Annotated in this window: 25 protein-coding genes; 16 read left to right on the plus strand and 9 right to left on the minus strand. The window is 61.1% G+C overall.

All coding sequences use genetic code 11. From position 1 onward, the window contains the following. Positions 1-221: 221 nt before the first annotated feature. The 5 genes from AB7M25_RS18815 to AB7M25_RS18835 form a co-directional block, all read right to left on the minus strand. Positions 222-1,640 carry an efflux transporter outer membrane subunit gene (locus tag AB7M25_RS18815; RefSeq protein ID WP_454237822.1) on the minus strand — a complete coding sequence of 473 codons (1,419 nt, stop codon included), beginning with the start codon at positions 1,638-1,640 and terminating at the stop codon, positions 222-224. Next, entirely contained in the window at positions 1,640-4,831 is a 3,192-nt protein-coding gene (locus tag AB7M25_RS18820; RefSeq protein WP_429561660.1) for an efflux RND transporter permease subunit, read from the minus strand. The genes AB7M25_RS18815 and AB7M25_RS18820 overlap by 1 nt, the downstream gene beginning before the upstream one ends. Before the next feature lie 12 nt (positions 4,832-4,843). Next, complete coding sequence (mexE, locus tag AB7M25_RS18825) at positions 4,844-6,085, minus strand: multidrug efflux RND transporter periplasmic adaptor subunit MexE (protein WP_454237823.1); 1,242 nt, start codon at positions 6,083-6,085, stop codon at positions 4,844-4,846. A 132-nt stretch (positions 6,086-6,217) separates the two neighbouring features. Next, positions 6,218-6,553 (minus strand): hypothetical protein, encoded by a 336-nt coding sequence (locus AB7M25_RS18830; protein WP_454237824.1) that lies wholly within the window; start codon positions 6,551-6,553, stop codon positions 6,218-6,220. A gap of 54 nt (positions 6,554-6,607) precedes the next feature. Further along, entirely contained in the window at positions 6,608-6,901 is a 294-nt protein-coding gene (locus AB7M25_RS18835) for a LysR family transcriptional regulator (RefSeq protein WP_095967552.1), read from the minus strand. Between the two features lie 148 nt (positions 6,902-7,049). Between AB7M25_RS18835 and AB7M25_RS18840 the strand changes: the two genes are divergently transcribed. Both AB7M25_RS18840 and AB7M25_RS18845 read left to right on the plus strand, forming a co-directional pair. Further along, a complete protein-coding gene (locus AB7M25_RS18840) occupies positions 7,050-7,658 on the plus strand; it encodes a TetR/AcrR family transcriptional regulator (RefSeq protein ID WP_429389755.1) in 609 nt (202 codons plus the stop codon). 88 nt (positions 7,659-7,746) lie between these two features. Beyond that, positions 7,747-8,835, plus strand: coding sequence for a redoxin domain-containing protein (locus AB7M25_RS18845; RefSeq protein ID WP_429519698.1), 1,089 nt, complete (start codon positions 7,747-7,749; stop codon positions 8,833-8,835). A gap of 99 nt (positions 8,836-8,934) precedes the next feature. Here AB7M25_RS18845 and katG read toward each other — a convergent pair whose 3' ends face one another. From katG to AB7M25_RS18860, 3 genes are all read right to left on the minus strand, one after another. Next, positions 8,935-11,199, minus strand: a complete 2,265-nt coding sequence (gene katG, locus AB7M25_RS18850; RefSeq protein ID WP_454237825.1) for a catalase/peroxidase HPI — start codon at positions 11,197-11,199, stop codon at positions 8,935-8,937. A 294-nt stretch (positions 11,200-11,493) separates the two neighbouring features. Next, positions 11,494-11,691: a YbdD/YjiX family protein gene (locus tag AB7M25_RS18855; RefSeq protein ID WP_008051268.1), complete on the minus strand. Its 198-nt coding sequence runs from the start codon at positions 11,689-11,691 to the stop codon at positions 11,494-11,496. A 14-nt stretch (positions 11,692-11,705) separates the two neighbouring features. Beyond that, entirely contained in the window at positions 11,706-13,763 is a 2,058-nt protein-coding gene (locus AB7M25_RS18860; protein WP_429561659.1) for a carbon starvation CstA family protein, read from the minus strand. Positions 13,764-14,120: 357 nt separating this feature from the next. On the opposite strand from AB7M25_RS18860, the gene AB7M25_RS18865 reads away from it, so the two are divergent. The 6 genes from AB7M25_RS18865 (at position 14,121) to AB7M25_RS18890 (ending at position 18,616) form a co-directional block, all read left to right on the plus strand. Beyond that, positions 14,121-15,485, plus strand: a complete 1,365-nt coding sequence (locus AB7M25_RS18865; RefSeq protein ID WP_429389761.1) for a cache domain-containing protein — start codon at positions 14,121-14,123, stop codon at positions 15,483-15,485. 34 nt (positions 15,486-15,519) lie between these two features. Beyond that, a complete protein-coding gene (locus AB7M25_RS18870) occupies positions 15,520-16,152 on the plus strand; it encodes a response regulator (RefSeq protein ID WP_429389763.1) in 633 nt (210 codons plus the stop codon). Between the two features lie 161 nt (positions 16,153-16,313). Then, positions 16,314-16,832: a phage infection protein gene (locus tag AB7M25_RS18875; RefSeq protein ID WP_454237826.1), complete on the plus strand. Its 519-nt coding sequence runs from the start codon at positions 16,314-16,316 to the stop codon at positions 16,830-16,832. 270 nt (positions 16,833-17,102) lie between these two features. Further along, the gene (locus AB7M25_RS18880; protein WP_454237827.1) at positions 17,103-17,738 is read left to right on the plus strand and encodes a hypothetical protein; all 636 of its coding nucleotides are present in this window, start codon (positions 17,103-17,105) and stop codon (positions 17,736-17,738) included. A gap of 72 nt (positions 17,739-17,810) precedes the next feature. Next, positions 17,811-17,972, plus strand: a complete 162-nt coding sequence (locus tag AB7M25_RS18885) for a hypothetical protein (protein WP_162831822.1) — start codon at positions 17,811-17,813, stop codon at positions 17,970-17,972. 53 nt (positions 17,973-18,025) lie between these two features. Further along, complete coding sequence (locus AB7M25_RS18890) at positions 18,026-18,616, plus strand: helix-turn-helix domain-containing protein (RefSeq protein ID WP_162130295.1); 591 nt, start codon at positions 18,026-18,028, stop codon at positions 18,614-18,616. A 123-nt stretch (positions 18,617-18,739) separates the two neighbouring features. On the opposite strand, the gene AB7M25_RS18895 is transcribed toward AB7M25_RS18890, so the two are convergent. Continuing rightward, a complete protein-coding gene (locus tag AB7M25_RS18895) occupies positions 18,740-19,249 on the minus strand; it encodes a hypothetical protein (RefSeq protein ID WP_429519679.1) in 510 nt (169 codons plus the stop codon). A gap of 507 nt (positions 19,250-19,756) precedes the next feature. Between AB7M25_RS18895 and AB7M25_RS18900 the strand changes: the two genes are divergently transcribed. From AB7M25_RS18900 to AB7M25_RS18935, 8 genes are all read left to right on the plus strand, one after another. Further along, positions 19,757-20,347, plus strand: a complete 591-nt coding sequence (locus tag AB7M25_RS18900) for an amino acid synthesis family protein (protein ID WP_007978708.1) — start codon at positions 19,757-19,759, stop codon at positions 20,345-20,347. Between the two features lie 44 nt (positions 20,348-20,391). After that, a complete protein-coding gene (locus AB7M25_RS18905) occupies positions 20,392-21,225 on the plus strand; it encodes an alpha/beta fold hydrolase (protein ID WP_429561736.1) in 834 nt (277 codons plus the stop codon). After that, positions 21,222-22,703, plus strand: a complete 1,482-nt coding sequence (locus AB7M25_RS18910; RefSeq protein WP_429389770.1) for an aldehyde dehydrogenase — start codon at positions 21,222-21,224, stop codon at positions 22,701-22,703. The genes AB7M25_RS18905 and AB7M25_RS18910 overlap by 4 nt, the downstream gene beginning before the upstream one ends. Positions 22,704-22,715: 12 nt before the next feature. After that, positions 22,716-23,201 carry a flavin reductase family protein gene (locus AB7M25_RS18915; protein WP_007978701.1) on the plus strand — a complete coding sequence of 162 codons (486 nt, stop codon included), beginning with the start codon at positions 22,716-22,718 and terminating at the stop codon, positions 23,199-23,201. A 147-nt stretch (positions 23,202-23,348) separates the two neighbouring features. After that, positions 23,349-24,800, plus strand: a complete 1,452-nt coding sequence (locus tag AB7M25_RS18920; protein ID WP_454237828.1) for an NAD-dependent succinate-semialdehyde dehydrogenase — start codon at positions 23,349-23,351, stop codon at positions 24,798-24,800. 110 nt (positions 24,801-24,910) lie between these two features. Further along, positions 24,911-25,300, plus strand: coding sequence for a carboxymuconolactone decarboxylase family protein (locus tag AB7M25_RS18925; protein WP_007991919.1), 390 nt, complete (start codon positions 24,911-24,913; stop codon positions 25,298-25,300). 88 nt (positions 25,301-25,388) lie between these two features. Continuing rightward, on the plus strand, positions 25,389-26,141 hold the full coding sequence (locus AB7M25_RS18930) for a GntR family transcriptional regulator (RefSeq protein WP_015095667.1): 753 nt from the start codon (positions 25,389-25,391) through the stop codon (positions 26,139-26,141). Position 26,142: 1 nt separating this feature from the next. Continuing rightward, positions 26,143-26,706 carry an NUDIX hydrolase gene (locus AB7M25_RS18935; protein WP_218500422.1) on the plus strand — a complete coding sequence of 188 codons (564 nt, stop codon included), beginning with the start codon at positions 26,143-26,145 and terminating at the stop codon, positions 26,704-26,706. Positions 26,707-26,796 lie beyond the last annotated feature (90 nt).

Here is a 26,796-nt window from a genome sequence, read left to right on the forward strand (position 1 = left end):
GGCACAGCCAACATCATCGGTGGCTGAACTACCGCTTTCGCGGGCAAGCCCGCTCCCACAGGAGATTCGGTAGTTCACAAATACTGCGTACACCCACTAACCCTGTGGGAGCAAGCTCGCTCGCGATGGTCGTTAACGATAACGCGTGCTTGCTGGTTAAGCGCGGCGCTCTTGAGTTCATCGCAAGCAAGCTCGCTCCTACAGGTGGCGAGAGAGCAAGCTCAGTTGTTTTTCGCAAGCCGGGTGTCGCCGCTGTCCCATCCGCCCCCCAGGGATTTGTAGATCGCCACAATGGCCCGGTACTGGTCGGTTTCACCCAGTGCCTGGGCATCTTCGGCGTTCAGGCGCTCGCGTTGTGCGTCGAGCAACACCAGGTAGTCCACCACCCCTTCCTTGTATTGGGTCGCCGCCAAGTCGGCCGCTGCACGACTCGACTCACTTTGCTTGATCAGCGACAGCAGGCGTTGCTGGCGCTTGCCGTAGTCGCTGAAGGCGTTTTCCGACTCTTCCAGGGCGAGCAGCACCTGTTGCTCATAGGTCGCCAATGCCCCTTCGGCCTCGGCGTTTGCGCCGCGAATGCGCGCCCGCACACTGCCCAGGTCAAACGCAGCCCAGGTGATGCTCGGGCCCAGGCTCCAGGCGCGGGCGGCACTGGAACCGATTTGCGAACCACGCCCCGCGATGAACCCCAGGAATCCGCTCAAGCTCACCCGTGGAAACAGGTCGGCGGTGGCCACGCCGACATCCGCCGTTGAAGCCGCCAGGCGTCGCTCTGCCGCGCGCACATCCGGGCGCCGCTGCAACAGCTCGCCGGGGTCGCCAACCGGCAACGCCTTGGCGATGGCCGGCAAGTCCTTCGGACTCAAGTCGATGCCCAGCGTGTCCGGGCGCTCACCCAGCAGCGTGGCGATGCGGTTTTTGTGGTGCACCTGCTCCGCCTGCAGTTGCGGCACGCTCGCCTCGACGGCCGCCAGGCGGGCATCGGCACGCACCACGTCGAGTTCATTGCCTACGCCCGCGTCACGCAGGCTCACCGTGACGCTGCGCGATTCGCTCTGGTTCTTCAGGTTGGCCAGGGCGATTTTTTCCCGCAGTTGCGCACCCCGCAGCTGACCATAGGCATCCACCAACTCGGCGATCATGCTCACCCGCAGTTGGTACAGGTCCGCCGCCGTGGCGTCTTCCCGGGCATCGCTGGATTCCAGTTCGCGCTGGATACGCCCGAACAGATCGATCTCCCAGGCCATGTCCAGGCCCAGGTCGTAGCGATCGGTATTGACCCGCTGCTCGGTCAGACCCGGCACCTGCGACTTGCCCTGTTGGCTGCTGACCCGGCTGGTGACCACCGGCAGGTTGTCGTTGCTGATGTCATCACGAATGGCCCGCGCGGCTTTCCAGCGGGCGAAGGCCACGCGCAGATCGCGGTTGCCATTGAGGGCTTTGCCGACCAGCTGATTCAACGTGGGGTCATCGAATTGCTGCCACCACACCGTTTCGAAACGCGCTTGATCGTAGTTGGCCCCTTGGGCCGAGACGACATGGGCAGGCGCCGTGTCCGGGGTCTTGTAATCCGGCCCGACGGTGCAGGCGGCCAACGCGGTGACCAGCAGACTCGGTAAAAACAGCTTGAAAGCCTTCATCAGTGTGCCTCCGGATCAATAACCTTGAGCGAGTGAGCGCGGGCCGCCTGACGCGCGGTTTTACGTTCGATGTAGCGACGGATAAGGACGTAGAACACCGGTGTCAGCAACAGACCGAAGAAGGTCACCCCGAGCATCCCGGAGAACACGGCGACCCCCATGGCCCGACGCATCTCGGAACCGGCGCCAGTGGACGTCACCAGCGGGATGACGCCCATGATGAACGCGAACGACGTCATCAGGATCGGGCGCAGACGCTGCCGGCAGGCTTCGAGAACAGCGTCCAGCGGCGACAGGCCCTGGTCCTGTTTGTCCTTGGCGAACTCGACGATCAGGATCGCGTTCTTGCACGCCAGCCCCACCAGCACGATCAAGCCGATCTGGGTGAAGATGTTGTTGTCGCCCTTGGAAATGATCACCCCGGCAATCGCCGACAGCAGGGTCATCGGCACGATCAGAATTACCGCCAGCGGCAGGCTCCAGCTTTCATACAGGGCCGCCAACACCAGGAACGCCAGCAGGACGCAGAGCGGGAACACCAGCAACGCGGTGTTGCCGGAGAGGATCTGCTGGTAGGTCAGGTCGGTCCACTCGTAGGTCATGCCGTTGGGCAGCTCTTGCTTCAACAACTTTTCAATCGCCGCCTGCGCCTGGCCGGAGCTGTAGCCCGGGGCCGCGCTGCCGTTGATTTCTGCGGTGACGAAACCGTTGTAGTGCGAGACCCGGTCCGGCCCCGACGTCGGGCTGACCTTGACGAAGGTGGCCAGTGGAATCATCTCTCCACGGTCGTTGCGCACCTTCAACTGACCGATCTGCTCCGGCTCCTGGCGGAACTGTTGCTCAGCCTGGACATTGACCTGATAGGTACGGCCAAAACGGTTGAAGTCGTTGGCGTACAGCGACCCCAGGTACACCTGCAGCGTGTCGAAAATATCGTTGATCGCCACGCCGTGGGTCTTGGCTTTTTCGCGATCGATGGCGGCCTCGACCTGCGGCACGTTGACCGTGTAGCTGGTGAACAGGTTGGCCAGTTCCGGAACACTGCGGCTCTTGCCGATGATGTTCATGGTCTCTTTGTACAGCTCGTCGTAACCCAGGTTGCCGCGGTCTTCGATCTGCAGGCGGAAGCCACCAATGGTGCCCAGGCCTTGAACCGGCGGCGGTGGGAACACCGCGATGTAGGCGTCCTGAATGCCACCGAACTTGGCGTTCAGCGAAGCGGAAATCGCTCCGGCGGACAGGCTCGGGCTTTTGCGCTCATCGAAAGCGCTCAAGCCGATGAAGGCAATGCCGGCGTTCGGGCTGTTGGTGAATCCGTTGATCGACAAGCCCGGGAAGGCCACGGCGCTGTCAAAGCCCGGTTCGTTCATGGCGATGGTGCTCATGCGGCGGATCACCGACTCGGTGCGATCCAGGCTGGCCGCATCCGGCAGTTGCGCGAAGGTCACCAGGTACTTTTTGTCCTGGGTCGGCACGAACCCGGTCGGCGTGGTGCTGAAGCCCATGTAGGTCAAGGCGATCAGACCGGCATAGACCAGCAACGCCACGCTGCTGCCACGGATGACCTTGGACACGGTCCCGACATACCCGTTGCCGGCCTTTTCGAACAGCCGGTTGAAGGGCTTGAACAGCCAGCCACCGAACAGGCGATCCAGAATCCTCGAAAAGCGGTCCTTCGGTGCGCTGTGGGACTTGAGCAAAACCGCCGCCAATGCCGGCGACAAGGTCAGCGAGTTGAACGCAGAGATCACCGTGGAGATCGCGATCGTCAGGGCGAACTGTTTGTAGAACTGCCCCGTCAGGCCGGAAATGAACGCCGCCGGGACGAACACCGCGCACAACACCAACGCCGTGGCGATGATCGGGCCGGTCACCTCGCCCATGGCTTTTTGGGTCGCTTCGACCGGATCGAGCCCCGTCTCGATATTGCGCTCGACGTTCTCCACCACGACGATCGCATCGTCGACCACGATGCCGATGGCCAGTACCAGGCCGAACAGCGACAAGGCATTAAGGGAAAAACCGAACAGGTGCATCACGGCAAAGGTGCCGATCAACGACACCGGTACGGCGACCAGTGGAATGATCGAGGCGCGCCAGGTTTGCAGGAACAGGATCACCACCAGCACCACGAGGATCAGCGCTTCGAACAGGGTATGGACCACCGCCTCGATCGAGCTGCGCACGAAGATGGTCGGGTCGTAGACGATCTCGTAGTCCATGCCCTCCGGGAAGCTCTTCTTCAGCTCGGCCATCTTCGCCCGCACCTGATCGGAAACGTCGATGGCATTGGAACCCGGGCGCTGGAAGATCGGCATCGCCACCGCTTCCTGGTTGTTGAGCAAGGCGCGCAAGGCGTACTGGTTGGAGCCGAGCTCAATCCGGGCAATGTCCTTGAGGCGGGTGATTTCGCCGTCCGCACCACTGCGGACGATCACGTTCTCGAACTCTTCTTCGGTGACCAGCCGGCCCTGGGAGTTGATCGACATCTGGAAGCTGGTGGCGTTGGGCGCAGGCGGTGAACCCAGTTGGCCGGCCGCCACCTGGCGGTTCTGTTCACGCACCGCATTGACCACATCGGTGGCAGTCAGGTTGCGTGATGCGGTCTTGTTCGGATCAAGCCAGATACGCAGCGAGTAATCGCCGATACCGAACATCTTTACGTCACCGATTCCGTTCAGGCGCGACAGCTCATCCTTGACGTTGAGGATCGCGTAGTTGGACAGGTACAGCATGTCGTAGCGCTTGTCCGGCGAGGTCAGGTGCACCACCATCGTCAGCTCGGGCGACGCCTTGTCCACGGTGATACCGATGCGCGTCACTTCCTCCGGCAGTTTCGGCTCGGTGCGGGTCACGCGGTTCTGCACCTGTACCTGGGCGTTGTCCAGATCGGTGCCCAGGGCGAAGGTCACGGTGAGCGTAAGTCGACCATCCGCCGTCGACTGCGAGGACATGTACAGCATGTTCTCCACGCCGGTGATGGCTTGTTCCAGGGGCGCGGCCACGGTTTCACCGATGACCTTGGGGTTGGCCCCCGGATAGTTGGCGTGAACGACAACGGTGGGTGGCACCACCTCCGGGTACTCGCTGATCGGCAACTGGAACAGCGCGATGGCGCCGGCGATCAGGATCAGCAGCGAGAGCACGGCGGCGAAGATCGGCCGCGTGATAAAGAACCGGGAGAACTTCATGGCAGTGTTCCTTTATCCGCGAGGCGAAACGGCGGCATCGGTTTTCACCAGTGCCGGTGACGGAGCGACGGGCTGATTACCCGCCTCGACGGCCTGCCGCTGACGGGCCAGGTTGGCGACGGTTTGCGCATCGGCCATCGGCGCGTCCTGAGGCGCGACCACCGCGCCGGGACGAACCCGTTGCAGGCCGTTGATGATGATCCGGTCGTCTTTTTGCACACCGCTGCGCACGATGCGCAAGCCTTCGAGCTTCGGCCCCAGATCAACGCTGCGGTACACGGCCTTGTTGTCCTGGTCGATCACCAGCACGAATCGCTTGCCGAGGTCAGTGCCCACGGCCTCGTCCTTGATCAGCAGGCCCGCATAGGCCGCGCTGCCCACCAGTTTCAATCGGGCATACAAGCCCGGGGTGTATTGGCCGTCGGCGTTGTCGAACACCGCGCGGCCACGGATGGTGCCGGTCTTGGGATTGACCTGGTTGTCGACGAAGTTCATCTGCCCCAGGTGGCTATTGCCCTCCTCGTTCGACAAGCCCATGTACACCGGCGTGGATTGACTGCGCCGGCCTTCACGGGAGAGCTGGCCGTACTTGAGGAACAGGCGTTCGTCGGCATCGAAATAGGCGTAGACCTTGTCGGTGGAGACCACGCTGGTCAGCGCCGAGGTGTCGGCGGTGACGATGTTGCCGGCGGTGATTTCGGCACGGCTGACCCGGCCGCTGATCGGCGCGGTGACGCGGGTGAAGCTCAGGTTCAGGCGCGCCAGATCCAGCTGCGCCTGAACCGAATCGACACCGGCCTTGGCTTCCTGGGCCGTGGTGCTGCGCGTGTCGGCCAGTTCCGCAGAAATGGCATTGCTGCTCAGCAGGCGCTGGCCGCGTTGCGCTTCGTTGGCGGTTCGAACCAGTGCGGCGCGAGCCTGTTGCAACTGTGCTTCGAGGCGGTGCACTTCGTGTTCGAACGGACGTGGATCGATCTGGAACAGCAGATCCCCTTTCTTGACCGACTCGCCATCGGTGAAGGCGACACGATCGATCTGCCCCGAAACCCGCGGACGAACCACGACGGTTTCCGGCGCTTCCAGACGGGCAGTGACCTCGTCCCATTCGGTAATGGGTTGCTCAAGCACTTTGGCGACGGTGACAGAGGGCGCACCAGGCGCCTTGGCGGCATCGGGCGCGTGACCGCAGGCCGTGATGGCCGCCAGGGTCAGGGCAGCAAGGGGATAACGCAAAGGTTTGAGTGACTGTTCCATGGGGGTGTCCGCCAGACGGTTTAAGGGTTGGAGAATTCTCGGCCGCACAAAGGGCAGCGAAAAATCAAACGGAGTGAACTTGGGTATCACCATTAATGATGACCATCATGTATAAACACAAAAAAAAGGTTTTCACGCAATACCTGTAGGAGCCAGCTTGCTGGCGATGGACTCAAATGCGCCGCGTTCATCCAGTTCACCCGCGTTATCGTTAACGACCATCGCTGGCAAGCCAGCTCCTACAAGGGGCCCTGCCCACGCTGAAACTGTAGGAGCCAGCTTGCTGGCGATGGACTCCAGTGCGCCGCGTTTATCCAGTTCACCCGCGTTATCGTTAACGACCATCGCTGGCAAGCCAGCTCCTACAAGGGGCCCAGCCCACGCTGAAACTGTAGGAGCCAGCCTGCTGGCGATGGACTCCAGTGCGCCGCGTTCATCCAGTTCGCACGCGTTATCGTTAACGACCATCGCTGGCAAGCCAGCTCCTACAAAAGACCGCGCCCGGGGAAAGCCCCCTATGAATTAGCAGGTTTTTTCATTGCAAGCCGTCAGACTGACGACCGAACAAATGGAGTCCAGTGCCGGCCCGAGCGTTTGCGCCACCTGCAAGGCTCGGGTGGTCGGTTCCATTTTGTGGCCAATGCGTTTAAACAGAGGGTCGTTGAACAGCGTGCGCAGACGAGCCAATGCGCCGCTGACCGCCGGTTGACCCAGGGACAGTCTTTGGGCGGCCCGAGTGACGTTGCGCTCTTGGATGAGCGCCTCGAATACCACCAGCAGATTGAGGTCGATATTGCGCAGATCATTACGTTTCATGGGTCAGCACCCTGTGAGGTGTTTTGACTTGAACCACGGGTTCGGGGCCTGCAAGGCCATTGCCGCGAATTTATATTACGATCATCATTAATACCAGCCCTTCAGCAATAAATTGCCATGGCGCCCATCGCAAGACAGGACTCCACTCATGAAAGTGACGAAAGACAAGGCAGCCGCCAACAAGGAAGCGATCCTCGGCGCGGCCTCGAGGATGTACCGGGAAAAAGGCATCGACGGCATCGGGATCGGCGAACTGTCCCGCTCGGTGGGCCTGACCCACGGCGGCTTTTACGGACAGTTCCCAGGTGGCAAGGAGCAGTTGGCGTCGGAGGCCGTGAGCCGTACGTTCGAAACCAACATCGACGACTGGCGAGCGGCCAAATCCATCCCCGAACTGCTCAAGAGGTACTTGAGCCAAGGCCACATGAACAACTGGACCGAAGGCTGCCCGATCCCTGCCCTGGCGGCCGATGTCGCGCGCAACGGCGGAGCCGTCAGCCACTCGTTCACCCAAGGCGTGCAGACCCTGATCGAAACGCTGATGCCATTGGTCGAGGGCGAAACCGATGATGAAAAGCACCAGGAAGCCTTGCGCATCCTGTCATCGATTACCGGAGCGATACTGATCGCCAGAGCCCTGGACAACCCGCGATTGTCGCAGCAGTTCCTGCAATCGGTGATCGATGCCTGGCCCGCCGAGGCCGAAAAAACAGCCCACCTGGCCCTGCGACAAACCAGCGATACAAGTCATGGATGAAGCGTCGCCATCAGCACTGCAGGCAACTTCAACAAGACTGAACTAGCTTTACCTGCAACGATCCACGGCCAACCGGCAAGGAGTTGTGATGCGTGCCACGGCATTTTCAGTCGGTCAACCAGCCCCCTGGTTTCATTGCCGCACTCAACTGAGAGAACGCTTTTGTTTCGACACGATTGCCGGTCGGTATGTGGTGCTTTATTTTTTTGGTTCTGCGGCTGACCCTGTATCCACTAAAGTTCTGGAAGATATTCAGGCTCATCGCCCGCGGTTTGATGATGATCAAATCTGCTTCTTTGGTGTTTCCGTCGACCCAGAGGATGAAAAGCTGAAGCGGGTGGAGAGCTCTATACCCGGCATACGCTTCATCTGGGATTTCGATCGGTCAGTCAGCAAGCTCTACGGTACATTGCAGCCAGACGGCAGCATCAGGCAAATGACCTATGTGCTGGACCCTGCGCTACGTGTCCTGGCCATCGTCCCGATAAGCCCCCCCATTGATAACCATGTACCCTCGTTAATGCGCTTTCTGGATCGATTGCCGGCAACGGCCGCGCCACATGCCGCCACACCACACGCCCCCGTCCTGGTGGTTCCCCGTATATTTGAGCCGTCTTTGTGTAAAGCACTGATCAGTTATTACGACGAACGTGGCGGAGAGGAATCCGGGTTCATGACGGAGCAGGCGGGCAAAACCGTCCACATCACTGACCATAATCACAAACGACGTCGTGACTGCGTCATTGAGGATGAAGCGCTAGCCAAAGCCTGTGAATCGCGTATAGCCAGCCGTTTGCTTCCAGAGTTACATAAAGCGTTCCAGTTCAACGCCACTCGAATGGAGCGCTATCTGGTGGCCTGCTACAACAGTGAGGAAGGCGGGCATTTCCGGCCCCATCGGGATAACACCACCAAGGGTACGGCGCATCGCCGTTTTGCCGTTTCCCTGTTTCTTAACTCGGGAGAGTACGAAGGTGGTTTTCTGCATTTTCCAGAGTATGGAAAAGTCTATTACAACGCGCCGACAGGAGGGGCCGTGGTGTTTTCGTGTTCACTCTTGCACGAAGCCACTTCAGTAACCCAAGGTCGCCGTTACATGTTTCTGCCGTTTCTCTACGATGATGCTGCCGGCGTCATTCGAGAAGAGAACCTCTCATTTATTGAAAGACAGCCTTGAGTGCCGGTTCGCACCATGATCGCCGGATGCCCTCCGCTGATGTAAAAGCCGGAGGGCGAGCCGAGGCACCTTTTGCCGGTAGTGCCAGCGTTATCTCCTCTAAACGCGGCGATTCAAGTCAAAGCGATCCAGGTTCATCACTTTGGTCCACGCAGCCACGAAGTCCTTGACGAATTTCTGCTGCGCATCGGCGCTGGCATAGACTTCGGCCAGCGCACGCAATTGCGCGTTCGAACCGAAGACCAGGTCAACCCGGGTGCCCGTCCACTTCACCGCACCGGTTTTGCGATCACGCCCTTCAAACTCCTGCTGGGCATCCGACACCGGCTTCCACTCCACGCCCATGTCCAGCAGGTTGGTGAAGAAGTCATTGGTCAGCGCTTCCGGCCGTTGGGTGAACACACCGTGTTTGCTCTGGCCGACGTTGGTGTTCAACACCCGCAGGCCACCCAGCAGTACCGTCATTTCCGGTGCGCTGAGCGTCAGCAGTTGTGCCTTGTCGATCAGCAAGGCTTCGGCGGTCACGCGGTACTGGGTTTTCAGGTAGTTCCGGAAGCCGTCGGCAATCGGTTCAAGGAAACCGAAGGACTCGACATCGGTCTGCTCCTGGCTGGCGTCCGTGCGTCCCGGGCTGAACGGCACCGTCACACTGTGGCCGGCGTTTTTCGCCGCCTGTTCGACACCCACGCCACCGGCGAGCACGATCAGATCGGCCAGGGAAATTTTCTTGCCGCCACTGGTGAACTCCTTCTGGATACCTTCAAGTTTGGCCAGCACATTGGCCAGTTGCTCCGGCTGGTTGGCCGGCCAAGACTTCTGCGGCGCCAGGCGCAGGCGCCCGCCGTTGGCACCGCCGCGTTTGTCGGAGCCACGGAAAGTGGAAGCAGCGGCCCACGCCGTCGATACCAGCTGCGACACCGACAGACCGGACGCCAGCACCTTGCTTTTCAGGTCCGCCACATCGCTGTCGTTGACCAGCGGATGATCGACGGCAGGGATCGGGTCTTGCCACAGCAGTTCCTCGCCCGGCATTTCCGGGCCGAGGTAGCGCGAGAGCGGGCCCATGTCACGGTGAATGAGTTTGTACCAGGCGCGTGCGAAAGCATCGGCCAGTTGATCGGGGTTGGCCAGGAAGCGCCGGGCGATCGGTTCGTAGATCGGGTCGAAACGCAGGGCCAGGTCCGAGGTCAGCATGGTCGGATCACGACGCTTGGACGGATCAAAGGCATCCGGAATGATCCCGGCACCGGCACCGTTCTTCGGTTTCCACTGATGGGCGCCGGCCGGGCTCTTGGTCAGTTCCCAGTCGAAACCGAACAGGTTTTCCAGGTAGTTGTTGCTCCATCGGGTGGGCGTGGTGGTCCAGGTCACTTCCAGGCCGCTGGTGATGGTATCGGCCCCTTTGCCGGTGCCGAATGTGCTCTTCCAGCCCAGGCCCTGCAGCTCCAGGCCGGCGGCTTCAGGTTCCGCCCCGACGTGGTCGGCTGGCCCGGCGCCGTGAGTCTTGCCGAAGGCGTGGCCACCGGCGATCAACGCCACGGTTTCCTCGTCGTTCATCGCCATGCGGCCGAAGGTTTCGCGGATGTCCTTGGCCGAGGCGACCGGGTCCGGTTCGCCTTCCGGACCTTCCGGGTTCACATAGATCAGGCCCATCTGCACCGCGGCGAGGGGGTTTTCCAGATTGCGGCCATTGTCGGTACGGCTGTCCTCGTTTCTGCCAGGCTCAGCCACCAAGGGGACATCGCCGGGTTTCTGCACCGGTTTGTCTTCTTTTCCGTAACGCGAGTCACCGCCCAGCCATTTGCTTTCAGAACCCCAGTAAACGTCTTCGTCCGGTTCCCAGACATCCGCGCGGCCACCGGAAAAACCAAACGTCTTGAAGCCCATGGATTCCAGGGCGACGTTGCCGGTGAGGACTATCAGGTCGGCCCAGGAGATTTTGTTGCCGTACTTTTGCTTGACCGGCCAGAGCAACCGGCGGGCCTTGTCGAGGCTGACGTTGTCCGGCCAGCTGTTGAGCGGTGCAAAGCGTTGCTGACCGGAACCGGCGCCGCCCCGGCCGTCGCCGGTGCGATAGGTGCCCGCGGCGTGCCAGGACATGCGGATAAAGAAAGGCCCATAGTGACCGAAGTCCGCCGGCCACCAGTCCTGGGAGTCGGTCATCAGCGCAGTCAGGTCTTTTTTCAGCGCCTGGAAGTCAAGGCTCTTGAAGGCTACGGCGTAGTTGAAGTCGCCCCCCAACGGGTCAGACTTGGGCGAGTGTTGACTCAGGATCTTCAGGTTCAGTTGGTTCGGCCACCAGTCGCGGTTCGTCGTGCCACCGCCAGCGGCGTGATTGAACGGGCATTTCGATTCAGTTGACATGGCATCTCCTCTTGATTTTGTTTTCAGCTAACCACCCTTGAGCGTGGATCCGGATCACCGATTGATGAAATAGCTTTTCGGTATGGGATCCATAGCCTTGAGGCTATGACAGCCCCGCGATCAGTCGCTCCAGACCCTCCATTAAAGTACCGGTCCGGGGAACTGTCGCTTCATCCGTGGAGATAGCTGATAAACAGTGCAAATCAGCAAGGAGATTGGCAATGCTTGGCATGACCCGGGGCTTTGCTGCACGCAATAAAAAACCGGCCTTTCAGCCGGTTTTTTATTGTTCACTCAACAGCACTTGGGTCCGGCTTTACTGCCGTAACGGGCCTCCTGGCGCTCGCGGAAGAACGCCTCGTAGTCCATCACCGGTTTGTCCGGGTGCTTGCTCTGCATGTGCTCGACGTAGTTGTCGTAGTCGGGCATGCCGACCATCAGGCGCGCGGCCTGACCGAGGTATTTGCCCAGGCGACTCAGGTCATTGAACATGCTGCCCTCCTCGCCTATGCATTCGGCAGCGCCTGGAATGGCGCTTCTTTATCCGTACGCTCCTTGCTGCCCCAGGCGGCGATACCGACCTTGAGTGCGAAGAACAGGATGCTGAACACCACGAACAGGAACAGCGCAGTCAGCGTGGCGTTGGTGTAGGCGTTGAAGATCACGTGCTGCATCTGCTCGATGCTCTTGGCCGGGGCCAGCACCTGACCATTGGCCAGGGCATCGCTGTACTTCTTCGCCAGGGCCAGGAAGCCGATCGCCGGGTTGGCATCGAACAGCTTGATGAAGCCGGCGGTGGTGGTGCAGATCAGCAGCCACACAGCCGGCAGCAAGGTGACCCAGGCATAACGCTGGCGCTTCATCTTGATCAGCACCACGGTGCCGAGCATCAGTGCAATACCGGCCAGCATCTGGTTGGAGATACCGAACAGCGGCCACAAGGTGTTGATGCCGCCCAGCGGATCGATCACGCCCTGGTACAGCAGATAACCCCACATGGCCACGCAACCGGCAGTGGCGATCAGGTTGGCGGTCCAGGACTCGGTGCGGCGCAGGGCCGGCACGAACGAGCCGAGCAGGTCCTGGAGCATGAAGCGCCCGGCACGGGTGCCGGCGTCGACCGCGGTCAGGATGAACAGTGCTTCGAACAGGATCGCGAAGTGGTACCAGAACGCCATGGTGTTCTCGCCCGGCAACAGCTGGTGCAGGATCTGCGCGATCCCCACCGCCAGGGTCGGCGCACCGCCGGCACGGGCCAGGATGGTGGTTTCCCCGATGTCGTGGGCCACCGCTTGCAACGCTTCCGGCGTGATCGCAAAGCCCCAGCTGCTGACGGTTTGCGCAACGGCCACCGCATCGGCGCCCACCACGGCCGCCGGGCTGTTCATGGCGAAATACACGCCCGGATCGATCACCGAAGCGGCGACCATGGCCATGATGGCCACGAAGGACTCCATCAGCATGCCGCCGTAACCGATGTAACGGGCATGCCCCTCATTGGCGAGCAACTTCGGCGTGGTGCCGGAAGCGATCAGCGCATGGAAGCCCGACACCGCGCCACAGGCGATGGTGATGAACAGGAACGGGAACAGACCGCCCTTCCAGACCGGGCCGGTACCGTCGATGAACTGGGTCAGGGCCGGCATTTTCAGCTCGGGCATGGTCACCAGGATGCCGATGGCCAGGGCGACGATGGTGCCGATTTTCAGGAAGGTCGACAGGTAGTCACGGGGCGCCAGGATCAGCCACACCGGCAACACCGCGGCCACGAAACCGTAGCCGATCAGCATCCAGGTGATCTGGATTCCGGTGAAGGTAAAGGCCTTGGCCCACACCGGATCCGCGGCAATCTGCCCGCCGAGCCAGATCGAACCGAGCAGCAACAGCACGCCGATCACCGAGATCTCACCGATGCGGCCCGGGCGGATGTAGCGCATGTAGATGCCCATGAACATCGCGATCGGGATGGTCGCCATTACCGTGAAAATGCCCCAAGGGCTCTCGGCCAGGGCCTTGACCACGATCAGCGCCAGCACCGCGAGGATGATGATCATGATCAGGAAGCAACCGAACAGCGCGATGGTGCCGGGGATGCGGCCCATTTCCTCGCGGACCATGTCGCCCAGGGAGCGGCCGTTGCGGCGGGTGGACATGAACAGGACCATGAAGTCCTGCACGGCACCGGCCAGCACCACGCCGGCGATCAGCCACAGCGTGCCGGGCAGGTAGCCCATTTGCGCCGCCAGTACCGGGCCGACCAGCGGACCTGCACCGGCAATGGCCGCGAAGTGGTGACCGAACAGCACGTGTTTGTTGGTCGGCACATAGTCCAGACCATCGTTATTGAGCACAGCCGGCGTGGCCCGAGCGGGATCGAGCTGCATCACTTTGTTGGCGATGAACAGGCTGTAGTAGCGGTAGGCAACGAGGTAGATGGCGACGGCTGCGACTACGATCCACAGGGCGTTGATCGCTTCGCCGCGGCGCAGGGCCACGACACTCAGCGCAATCGCTCCCAGGACAGCCACGGCAAACCAGGCGAGGTGTTTAGCCAGACGGGGCATAGCGTGTCTCCTGCCGACAGCCAGTGACTGCGGCGGTAATTTTTATAATTGTGTCCGCGGTGCGGAGCTGGCCCAATATCTGCGCATGCCGTCCACAAATAAATCCGCGTTACTACGTACGTGGCGTCTACGTAGTTCTACGTAGACGCCATAGATCCCCTGTGGGAGCGGGCTTGCTCGCGAAGGCGGTGGATCAGTCAATATTGATGTCAACTGAACCACCGCTTTCGCGAGCAAGCCCGCTCCCACACTGGTTTTGCATTTCATCCCGGCCACCAGTCATTCCGTCCAGCCGCGCTACAGGTCGAGCGCCTCTTTGGCATATGATCCCCAGCCTTCGCGCGGGCAGGAGTCAACATGCAGCTCAAACACAAGATCGTCGCCCTCGGAATTCTGCCGCTGGTGCTGGCCATTGCCGTCATCTGCGCGCTGGTGATTTCCCTCAACCGCCAATTGGGCGATCAACAGGCGCAGTTGATCGAAGACAGCATTCTGGCGAGCAAGCGTGCGGAACTGAAAAACTACGTGGAAATGGCCCAGAGCCTGATCGCCCCGCTGTACGACGACGGCCATGGCGACGCCCGTGCCCAGCAACAAGTGCTGGAAGAACTGCGCAAGCTCAGCTTCGGCATCAACGGCTACTTCTTCGTCTACGACCACGAAGGCCGCAGCCTGATGCATGCCCGCCAGTCGGAACTGGTGGGCCAGTACCTGTGGGACATGAAGGATCCCCACGGCCTGCCGGTGATTCAGGCGTTGCTGAAAAGCGCGCAATCGGGCGAAGGCTTCCAACGCTATGCCTGGAACAAACCCTCCTCCGGCCAGGTGACCGACAAGCTCGCCTACGTGGTGATGCTCGACCGCTGGGGCTGGATGCTCGGCACCGGCATCTACCTCGAAGACGTCGAGCGCGCCACCCAGCAGGCCCGTGCCGAGGTGGCCATGGGCATCCGCAAGACCATGATGGCGATTGCCGTGGTCGCACTGGTCGCGGTGCTGTTCGTCTTCGCCACCGGCATGACCCTCAACGTCAGCGAGCATCGCCTGGCGGACAAGAAACTGCAGCGCCTGACCCAGCGCATCGTCAGCCTGCAGGAAGAGGAACGATCCCGGGTGTCCCGCGAGTTGCACGACGGCATCAGCCAGGTGTTGGTCTCGATCAAGTTTCAGTTCGAACTGGCCAGCCATCTGCTGGAAAGCGGACAAGCCCAGGACAAGGGCCTGAACACCTTGAAGGACGCCACCGAACGCCTGGGCGATGCCATCGGTGAAGTGCGCAGTCTCTCCCATGACCTGCGCTCATCCTTGCTCGACACCCTCGGCCTGCCGGCGGCCATCGGCCAATTGGCGGCCGAATTCGAGCAGCGCAGCGGGCTGACCGTGACCTACGACGAAAATGAATTCGACTGCCAACTGGTCGACGGCGCGGCGGTGTCGCTGTTCCGCATCGTCCAGGAAGGCCTGACCAATATCGAACGCCACGCCCAGGCGAAGCACGTGTCCATTACACTGCGCGGCTGCGACGAGTCCGTGCGGCTGACGCTGGTCGATGACGGCATCGGTTTCAACGTCGCCCAGGTCGAACGTCGTCAGGCCGGCATTGGCTTGCGTAACATCCGCGAACGCGTCGAACATTATGGCGGGCGCTTCGATTTGATCTCGATGCCGGGCAGAAGTGAGCTGGACGTACGACTGCCGATGAAGCCCGGTGCAAAACGCTGAGCCGGCCCCACCACTACAAGAGTGTATAGCTGCGATGAACCTGCCCTCCCCGATCCGCATCGCCCTGGTCGACGATCACTCCCTGGTGCGCGACGGCATCAAGGCGCTGCTGGCCGTGATGTCGCCCCTGGAAATGGTCGGCGAAGCGGAAAACGGCGCCGACGCCATCGACATGGTCGGACGCTGCCAGCCGGACCTGCTGCTGGTCGACATCAGCCTGCCGGACATGAACGGCCTGGAACTGACCCGCGTGCTGCGCAGCCAGTACCCGTCGCTCAAGGTGCTGGTGCTGAGCATGTACGACAATTACGAGTACGTCAGTGAGTCGGTGCGCTCCGGCGCCAGCGGCTACGTGCTGAAAAACGCCCCGTCACGGGAAATCATCGCCGCCATCGAAGCCATCGCCAGCGGCGGGACCTTCTACAGCGCCGACATCGCCCAGCGGCTGATCGCCGACAAGAACACCGACAACGAACTGACCCCGAGGGAAAGCCAGGTGCTGTCGAAGATGGCGCAAGGGCTGAACAACAAGGAAATGGCCCGGGAGCTGGACATCAGCGTGCGCACGGTGGAGACACACCGCCTGAGCATCCGGCGCAAGCTCAACATCGACAAACCGGCGGCGCTGGTCAAATACGCCATCGATCACGGCCTCATTTCCCGCTAACCCCCCCGCCCCCCTATGGCCACTGCAAAAACCTGTGGGAGGCACCGAATCATCCATTGACTGCATCGATAGTCACCATTGATTCAATGAAGTTCTCATAAAAAATCCACGGCGTAACATCTGCTCCATACCAACCCATCAGCACCCCGGAGCACACGATCATGAAACGCCAGACCCTCCTCAGTATCGCTTTCTCGGTTTTCGCAGTTAACGCTTTTGCCGCTACCTCTGCTCAACCTGTGGTCGCTGAAGGCGGCTCGGATCGTCTGATTGAAAGCCGTGTGGCCGAGGGTGGTTCCGATCGCCTGATCGAAAACCGCGTCGCCGCCGATGGTTCCGACAAGTTGATGCAGAATCGCGTGGCAGAAGGTGGTTCCGACAAACTGCTGCAGAACCGCGTCGCTGAAAGTGGTTCCGACAAACTGCTGCAGAACCGCGTTGCTGAAGGTGGTTCCGACAAACTGCTGCAGAACCGCGTTGCTGAAGGTGGCTCCGACAAACTGCTGCAGAACCGCGTTGCTGAAGGTGGCTCCGACAAACTGCTGCAGAACCGCGTTGCTGAAGGTGGCTCCGACAAACTGCTGCAGAACCGCGTTGCTGAAGGTGGCTCCGACAAACTGCTGCAGAACCGCGTTGCTGAAGGTGGCTCGGATCGTCTGATCCAGAACCGTGCGGCATAACTAATCGCTGCACCACAACGCCCAACAAAAAACCCGGCCTGATCAGCCGGGTTTTTTCATGGTTTTTTTGAGGGGCTTTCACGAGTTTGGAGGTCACATCACTCTCAGCGTGGACACGTTCCCTTGTAGGAGCTGGCCTGCCAGCGATGGTCGTGAACGATAACGCGTGTGAACCTGAATTAACGCGGCGCACTTGAATCCATCGCCAGCAAGCTGGCTCCTACAGTTTCAGCGTGGACATGGCCCCTTGTAGGAGCTGGCTTGCCAGCGATGGTCGTCAACGATAACGCGGGTGAGCTGGATGAACGCGGCGCACTGGAGTCCATCGCCAGCAGGCTGGCTCCTACAGTTTCAGCGTGGACATGGCCCCTTGTAGGAGCTGGCCTGCCAGCGATGGTCGTGAACGATAACGCGGGTGAGCTGGATGAACGCGGCGCATTTGAGTCCATCGCCAGCAGGCTGGCTCCTACAGTTTCAGCATGGACATGGCCCCTTGTAGGAGCTGGCTTGCCAGCGATGGTCGTCAACGATAACGCGGGTGAGCTGGATGAACGCGGCGCACTGGAATCCATCGCCAGCAAGCTGGCTCCTACAGTTTCAGCGTGGACATGGCCCCTTGTAGGAGCTGGCTTGCCAGCGATGGTCGTCAACGATAACGCGGGTGAGCTGGATGAACGCGGCGCACTGGAATCCATCGCCAGCAAGCTGGCTCCTACAGTTCCAGCATGGACATGGCCCCTTGTAGGAGCTGGCTTGCCAGCGATGGTCGTTAACGATAACGCGGGTGAGCTGGATAAACGTGGCGCGCTGGAGTCCATCGCCAGCAAGCTGGCTCCTACAGGTATTGCGTTGGTACCTGAAACCGCCCACACAAAGAACAAAAAGGAATTAATAAATAAAAATTAAGTATTTATCGTTATAAAACTAGAAGCGTACTCTCCAGTCATCCCGTCATTCATCACCACAGTGAAGTGCCCCATGAATCCGACTGACAACCTCATCGATTTCGCCAGCTACCGCAAACGCAAACAAGCTCAGCAACGGGCACGGGCCATGTGGGAGATGTACGCACGCAACGCCGGATTTCAGGCATTCCAGTGGGTTCAGGCGTCTCGGTCTGCCGAGACACGTCAGGCGTGAACGCGCACGAACCCTCGCGCTTTCTGATAAGCGCGGACGAACCTGTGCTGGACCTGAACAATCCGGATGCCCCTGAAGAGGACCCGATCTGCGAACGGGTAGCACAAAACCTGCTGCGTCTGCGGGGCAAGCGCCATCTGTCCCTCGATGCCCTGGCCCGACAGTGCGGCGTGAGCCGAGCCATGCTGGCGCAAATCGAATCGGGGCGCAGTGTGCCGTCCATCAAGGTGCTGTGCAAAATCGCCAAAGGCTTGAAGGTATCGGTGGCTGCGTTTCTGGAGCATCGGGCCTTCGAAGGTGTGGCCGTGCTGTCGGCAAGCCAGAGCAAACGCCTGGTCAGTGCCAACGGCGCTTTTGTCAGCCGGGCCCTGTTCCCGTTTGACGTGGCGCGCCAATCGGAATTCTACGAGCTGCGCCTGAGCCCGTTGGGAGAGGACCATTCGCAGGGCCATGGCCCAGGCGTCCAGGAAAACCTGGTGGTGGCGCAGGGTGTGCTGGAAATCAGCGTCAACGACGAGCGTTACCTGCTGTCCACGGGGGACTCGATCCTGTTTTATGCCGACCAGCCCCACCGCTATCGCAACCCCGCCGACAGTGAAGCGGTGGCTTATCTTGTAGTGACCTACCCGGAACGCCTGGACTAAAACGACCTGTAGGAGCGAGCTTGCTCGCGATGGACTCAAGGCTGACGCGTTTTTTTCAGAAAACCCGCGTCATCGTTGACGTCCATCGCGAGCAAGCTCGCTCCTACAGGTACGTTGCAGGATTTAGCAGGTGCAGCACATCAGCGGCATGCCGTTGCAGCTCATCATCATCGGCATGCTGCAGTCGTTCATCATTTTCATCATCAGCGCGCAGCAGCTTTTCATCATGTCCATGTTCATGCCGGCCATCGGCATGATTTTGCACATCATGCCGTCAGCCATCATGGTGCATTCCATCACGCACTTCATCGATGGCATCGGCATGCCCATCATCGGCATTGGCATCATCATGTTCATCATCGGCATGGCCATGCTCGCCTGGGACATGCACATCATGCTCATGTTGCCGCAGTGCATCATCATCGGCATGCCGCAGTTCATCATCATCTGCATCATTTCAGCGCTGTTCTTGAACATGGCCATGTCCATGCCAGCGGCCGGCATCATCTTGCACATCATGCCGTCGTCCATCATGTCGCAGGACATGGTCGCCATCATCATTGGCATGCCCATCATCGGCATCATTGGCATGGGGGCGTTCATCGGCATTTGCATCTGCATGGCATTCATCATGGTGTTACTCCCTGAAGGACTGGATAGTTGGGCGAAGCTGATGGAGGCCGATTCTAGGGAATCGGCCGAGCGCAACAAGCTGGCGATCGAACAGCCAAAGTCGATGTCGGGGCAGGCTTAACGAGGCAGGCAGGACGATTGTTTCTGCTGTGACGAACAATCGGATTCGATCACGGACAAGGTAAAAGCCATGATGCGGATTAATCGGTTATGGATATGCAGATTGCATCTATATAAATAGCGGAAAGAAATAATCGTTCTAACCAATCTCACAATCTTTCCCGCCAGGTACACCGACACGCTGCTTGACCGCTGATCCCCTTCTTAACCCTTCTCTCCTCCGGGCCTGTGCCCGGCGCAAACCCGTGCCTGCCGTTTGTCCGCTGCGACCGGTGGCGCACACTTTTGCACGCCATCCAGCCAGAAACTCCGTTCGGGGACTTGTGCTTCCGGTATTATGGTATACCATCAGACGCACAGACACCCAAAACCTCTACGGAGCAGCTCATGAGTTTCGAAATCCGCAAGATCGTCAGCTATGTCGAAGAAACCTTTATTGAAGGCGGCAAAGCCACCGATAAGCCCGTGACCATGGTCGGTCTGGCCGTGGTGATGAAAAACCCCTGGCTGGGCAACGGTTTCGTCGAAGACCTGAAACCACAGATCCGCGCCAACTGCTCCGACCTCGGCGCACTGATGGTCGAGCGTCTGGTGGGCATCATCGGCGGCGCCGAGAAGATCGAGGCTTACGGCAAGGCTGCGGTGGTCGGTGCCGATGGTGAAATCGAGCACGCTTCGGCGGTGATCCACACCCTGCGCTTCGGCAACCACTACCGCGAAGCGGTCAAGGCCAAGAGCTACCTGAGCTTCACCAACAAGCGCGGCGGCCCGGGCACCTCGATCCAGATCCCGATGATGCACAAGGACGACGAAGGCCTGCGTTCGCACTACATCACCCTGGAAATGCAGATCGAAGACGCCCCGCGTGCCGACGAAATCGTCGTGGTCCTGGGTTGCGCCGACGGCGGCCGCCTGCACCCGCGCATCGGCAACCGCTACATCGACCTGGAAGAACTGGCCGCCGAAAAAGCCCAGTAACCGGCCGGTAGAACGACAACAAGAAGGCATTGCAGGAGCGCTCCATGATTCGGCTCACCGCTGAACTCACCCCGGCTGGCACCAGTTACCTGGCGACCGGCCAAGGCCAGCCCGTGGTCTTGATCCACGGCGTGGGCCTGAACAAAGAAATGTGGGGCGGCCAGATCGTTGGCCTGGCCACGAAGTACCGCGTCATCGCCTACGACATGCTCGGCCATGGCGCCAGTCCGCGGCCAGAGAGTGGCACACCGCTGCTCGGCTATGCCGACCAGTTGCTGGAGCTGCTCGACCACCTGCAATTGCCCAAGGCAACGGTGATCGGTTTTTCCATGGGCGGGCTGGTGGCGCGGGCGTTTGCCCTGCACTACGCGCAACGCCTGTCAGGCTTGGTGGTGCTCAACAGCGTGTTCAACCGCAGCGCCGAACAGCGCGCGGGGGTCATCGCCCGCACCAGCCAGGCTGCCGAACACGGGCCGGACGCCAATGCCGAAGCGGCGCTGTCGCGCTGGTTCAGCCGCGAATACCAGGCCGCGAACCCGGCGCAGATCGCCGCGATTCGCCAGACCCTGGCCGGCAATGACCCTCAGGGTTACCTGACCACCTATGAACTGTTCGCCACCCAGGACATGTACCGCGCCGACGACCTGGGCAGCATCCGCGTGCCGACGCTGATCGCCACCGGCGAACTGGACCCCGGCTCGACCCCGGAAATGGCCCGGCAACTGGCCGAACGCATTCCCGGCGCGACCGTTGCCGTGCTCGCCGAGCAACGGCATATGATGCCCGTAGAATCGCCGCGCCTGGTCAACCAGCTGTTGCTGGAGTTTCTGCAGGCCGCGCACTCCCAACAAAACCAGATCAAGGGGATCGTTGCATGACACTCGCACGCTTCCAGATGTGCATCGGCGGTGAATGGGTCGATGCCCTGTCCGGCAAGACCTTCGAAAGCCTCAACCCGGCGCTGGCCGAACCTTGGGCCGAATTGCCCGATGCCGACGAAGCCGATGTCGAGCGCGCGGTACAAGCCGCGCAAACCGCTTTCGACAGCCCGGCCTGGCGCGGCTTGACCGCCACTGCGCGCGGCAAATTGCTGCGACGCCTGGGCGACCTGATCGCCGAAAACAAGGAACAACTGGCGCAGCTGGAAAGCCGCGACAACGGCAAGCTGATCCGAGAAACCCGTGGCCAGGTGGGTTATCTGCCGGAGTTCTTCCACTACACCGCAGGCCTGGCCGACAAGCTCGAAGGCGGCACCCTGCCGCTGGACAAGCCGGACCTGTTTGCCTACACCGTGCACGAAGCCATGGGCGTGGTTGCCGCGATCATCCCGTGGAACAGCCCGCTGTACCTGACCGCGATCAAACTCGCTCCAGCCCTCGCCGCAGGCAACACCATCGTGATCAAGCCGTCGGAGCACGCCTCGGCGACCATCCTCGAACTGGCGCGCCTGGCCCTGGAAGCCGGGATTCCGCCGGGGGTGGTCAACGTCGTCACCGGATATGGCCCAAGCACCGGTGCCGCCCTCACCCGCCATCCGCTGGTGCGCAAGATCGCCTTCACCGGCGGCGCGGCCACGGCGCGGCATGTGGTGCGCAGCAGTGCGGAGAACTTCGCCAAACTGTCGCTGGAACTGGGCGGCAAATCGCCGAACATCATCTTCGCCGACGCCGACCTCGACAGCGCGATCAACGGCGCCATCGCCGGGATCTACGCCGCCTCCGGGCAGAGCTGCGTCTCCGGTTCGCGCCTGCTGGTGCAGGATGAAATCTACGACGAGTTCGTCGCTCGCCTGGTGGAACGCGCCCAGCGCATTCGCATCGGCAACCCCCAGGAAGACAGCAGCGAAATGGGCCCGATGGCCACCGCGCAGCAACTGGCCGTGGTCGAAGGCCTGGTGGCCGATGCCATCGCCGAAGGTGCGCGTCTGCGCCTGGGTGGCAAGCGTCCGCAGAATCTGGGCGACGGCTGGTTCTACGAACCGACGCTGTTCGAGTGCGACCGCAACTCGATGAAGATCATGCAGGAAGAAGTTTTTGGCCCGGTGGCTTCGGTCATCCGTTTCAAGGACGAAGCCGAAGCCCTGGCGATCGCCAACGACTCGCAGTTCGGCCTCGCCGCCGGCATCTGGACCCGCGACCTGGGCCGTGCCCACCGCCTGGCCCGGGACGTGCGCTCGGGGATCATCTGGGTCAACACCTACCGCGCGGTCTCGGCCATGGCGCCGATCGGCGGTTTCAAGAACAGCGGCTATGGACGCGAAAGCGGCATCGATTCGGTGCTGGCCTACACCGAGCTGAAAACGGTGTGGATCAACCTGTCCCAGGCACCGATGCCTGATCCCTTCGTGATGCGCTAGGAGTCCTGGAAAATGATCGAACCCGGCATTTACAAAGACGTGATGAGCTCGTTCCCGTCCGGGGTCACGGTGGTCACCACCCTGGACCCGGACGGCGGCATCGTCGGCATCACCGCCAGCGCCTTCAGTGCGTTGTCGATCGACCCGGCACTGGTGCTGTTCTGCCCCAACTACGGCTCCGACACCTACCCGGTGCTGCGCGACAGCAAGCAGTTCGCGATTCATTTGCTGTCCGCCGAGCAGACCGCCGAAGCCTATGCCTTCGCCGGTAAAGGCAAGGACAAAGCCAAAGGCATCGAGTGGCACCTGAGCGAACGGGGCAACCCGATCCTGGCCAAGGCCACGGCGATCATCGAGTGCGAGCTGTGGCGCGAATACGACGGCGGTGATCACGCGATCATCGTCGGCGCGGTGAAGAACCTGATCCTGCCCGAGCAACCGGTGACACCGATGATCTACCACAAAGGCAAGCTGGGTCCGCTGCCTGCCCTGGCTTGATGGCTCGACACAATCCCCCTGTGGGAGCGGGCTTGCTCGCGAAGGCGGAGTGTTAGTCGACATTAATATGACTGACCCACCGCTTTCGCGAGCAAGCCCGCTCCCACAGGTACCGCGGTGCATATTCTTTTTTTGTCAGGAGCCGGCATGAGCCCAGCAGCCTCGTTACTGTTCCGCCAGCAGGCCTACATCAATGGCCAATGGCTGGAGGCGCCCGATGGTGCGCAACAGGACATCTTCAACCCGGCCACCGGCGAGTTGATCGGTCAGGTGCCGGACCTCGGCGCCGAGCAGGCGCGCCTGGCCATCGAGGCCGCCAACAAGGCCTGGCCGGCCTGGCGCGCGCTGACCGCCAAAGAACGCAGCAATACGCTCAAGCGTTGGCATGCCCTGATGCTGGAAAATGCCGACGCCCTGGCCGAAATCCTCACCCTCGAACAAGGCAAGCCGCTGGCCGAAGCCAAGGGCGAAATCCTCTACGCCGCGAGCTTCATCGAGTGGTTCGCCGAGGAAGCCAAGCGCATCTACGGCGACACCATTCCCAGCCACAAGGGCGATGCACGCATCGTGGTCAGCAAGGAGCCGATTGGCGTGGTCGCGGCCATCACGCCGTGGAATTTCCCGGCGGCGATGATCACCCGCAAGGCCGGACCGGCGTTGGCCGCCGGTTGCCCGTGCATCGTCAAACCGGCGCCGGAAACACCCTTCTCGGCACTGGCCATGGCTGCGCTGGCGGAACAGGCCGGCATTCCAGCGGGTATTTTCAACGTGATCACCGGCGACGCCATCGCCATCGGCGCCGAGCTGACCAGCAGCCCTCTGGTGCGCAAACTGTCGTTCACCGGCTCCACCGCCATCGGCAAGCTGCTGATGGCCCAGTGCGCGCCGACGCTGAAAAAAGTCTCGCTGGAACTGGGCGGCAATGCGCCGTTCATTGTCTTCGACGACGCCGATCTGGAACGTGCCGTCGACGGTGCGCTGATCGCCAAATTCCGCAACGCCGGGCAGACCTGTGTCTGCGTCAATCGCTTTCTGGTGCAGGCCGGCATCCACGACGCCTTTGTCGCACGCCTTGCCGAACGGGTTTCGCAACTCAAGGTCGGCAGCGGTTTCGAAGAAGGTGTGACCCAGGGTCCGCTGATCAACGAACGTGCCGTGGCCAAGGTCGAAGAGCACGTGCAAGACGCCCTGGCCCAGGGTGCACAACTAATGTGCGGCGGCGAACGCCATGGGCTGGGCAACGGTTTCTTCCAGCCGACCGTGGTCACAGGCGTCACCACGCAGATGAAAGTCGCCCGCGATGAAACCTTCGGTCCGCTGGCCGCAGTGTTCCGTTTCGACACCGAGGCCCAGGCCATCGAGATGGCCAACGACACCGAATTCGGCCTCGCTGCCTACTGCTACACCCGCGACCTGGGCCGCGCCTGGCGCATGAGCGAGGCGCTGGAGTACGGCATGGTCGGGATCAACGAAGGGCTGATTTCCACCGAAGTCGCCCCCTTCGGCGGCATCAAGTCCTCGGGGCTGGGCCGTGAAGGCTCGAAGTACGGCATCGAGGATTACCTGGAACTCAAATACACCTTTATGGGCGGCCTCTGAGCCGCGCGTTCAACCTGTAAGAGCCGGCTTGCCGGCGAATGCGTCCTCAAGAACGCCATCGCCGGCAAGCCGGATCCCACAGATCCGTGCCCCCACAGGAGACAATCGGAATGAACAACGAAAAATACGAAAAAGGCCTGAAGATCCGCACCCAGGTGTTGGGCGAAGCCTACGTCAATCGCTCCATCGAGAACGCCGACGACTTCACCCGTCCCTTGCAGGAGATGGTCACCGAGTATTGCTGGGGTCATGTCTGGGGCCGTGAGGGTTTGTCCCTCAAGGAACGCAGCATGATCAACCTGGCGATGATCTCGGCCCTCAACCGGCCCCATGAACTCAAGCTGCATGTGCGCGGCGCCTTGCGTAACGGCCTGAGTCGTGAGCAAATACGCGAAATATTGCTTCAGGTCGGCATTTATTGCGGTGTCCCCGCTGCCGTAGACAGTTTCCGGCTCGCCCGTGAAGCCTTCGCCGAAGCCGATGCCGAGGCCTCCAGTTAACCCTTGGCTGTTTGATCCGACCGAGCACCGGGATTCCCGTAATCGAAGTGCTCTTTTTGCATGGACAGCCACAATCAGAGCGGACCCCATGAAACGCCTGCCACTTGACGACAGCTTCAAGGTCAATCGCAACCCCGTCACCCTGCGCGAAATCGTGCTGGATAAACTGCGAAGCGCCATCATGAACTTCCAGCTCCTGCCGGGAGACCGTCTGGTCGAACGCGATCTGTGCGATCGCCTGGGCGTCAGCCGTACTTCCGTGCGCGAAGCCTTGCGTCACCTGGAATCCGAAGGCCTGGTGGAATTCGCCGATGCCAAGGGCCCGCGTGTCGCGATCATTACCCTGGCCGATGCCGTGGACATCTACGAGCTGCGCTGCGTGCTCGAAGGGCTGATCGTGCAACTGTTCACCCTGCGCGCCAAGGCCAAGGACATCAAGGCCCTGGAAAAAGCCCTCGAAGAAAACCGCAAGGCGCTCAAGGACGGCGAACTGCAACAGGTCATCGATTCGGTGCAGGGTTTCTACGACGTGCTGCTCGAAGGCTCGGGCAACCATGTCGCGGCCACTCAGCTGCGCCAATTGCAGGCACGCATCAGCTACCTGCGCGCGACCTCGGTGTCCCAGGAAAACCGTCGCGGCGCCAGCAACCAGGAAATGGAACGCATGGTCGAGGCGATCAAGGGCGGCGATCCGCTGGCCGCCCACCAGGCCTGCGTCGACCACGTGCGCGCGGCCGCTGCCGTCGCCCTGGACTACCTCAAGCGCAAGCAGGAAGAAACCGGCGACATCCCGGCGATCACCCTGCCCATCGCGCTGAAAGAACCGCGCATAGGTCGCTGAGATGTTCAGCCCGAGCTTTTGCCCCAAGTGCGGCAGCGCTGATCTCGGTCAGCAGCTGCCGCCGGGCGATACGCACGAGCGCCTGATGTGCCGCGGTTGCGGCTACATCCACTACATCAATCCGAAAATCATCGCCGGCTGCATCATCGAGCAGGACGGCAAATACCTGTTGTGCCAGCGCGCCATCCCGCCGCGCCCCGGCACCTGGACCCTGCCCGCGGGCTTCATGGAAAGCGGCGAGACCACCGAGCAGGCGGCCTTGCGCGAGGTCTGGGAAGAGAGTGGCGTGCGTGCGGAAATCGTCTCGCCCTACTCGATTTTCAGCGTGCCCAAGATCAGCGAGGTGTACATCATCTTCCGCGCCATCGCGCTGGAGATCACCGGGCAATACGGGCCGGAAACCCTCGACTACAAGTTCTTCGCGCCTGAGGAGATTCCCTGGGACAGCATCTACTATCCGGCGATCCGGCAGATTCTCGAGCGTTATATCGAGGAGCGGCAGGCCGGGGTTTATGGCATTTACATGGGCAATGATGACAGCGGGAAGATTCACTTTATTCGCTGATCCCCCTGTGGGAGCGAGCTTGCTCGCGATGGCTGCGTTGCAGGCGGCGTGTTTTTTTGAAGGTGTACCTATCCGTTTCTGCGGTAACGG

Source organism: Pseudomonas sp. AP3_22 TE3818 (assembly GCF_053628995.1).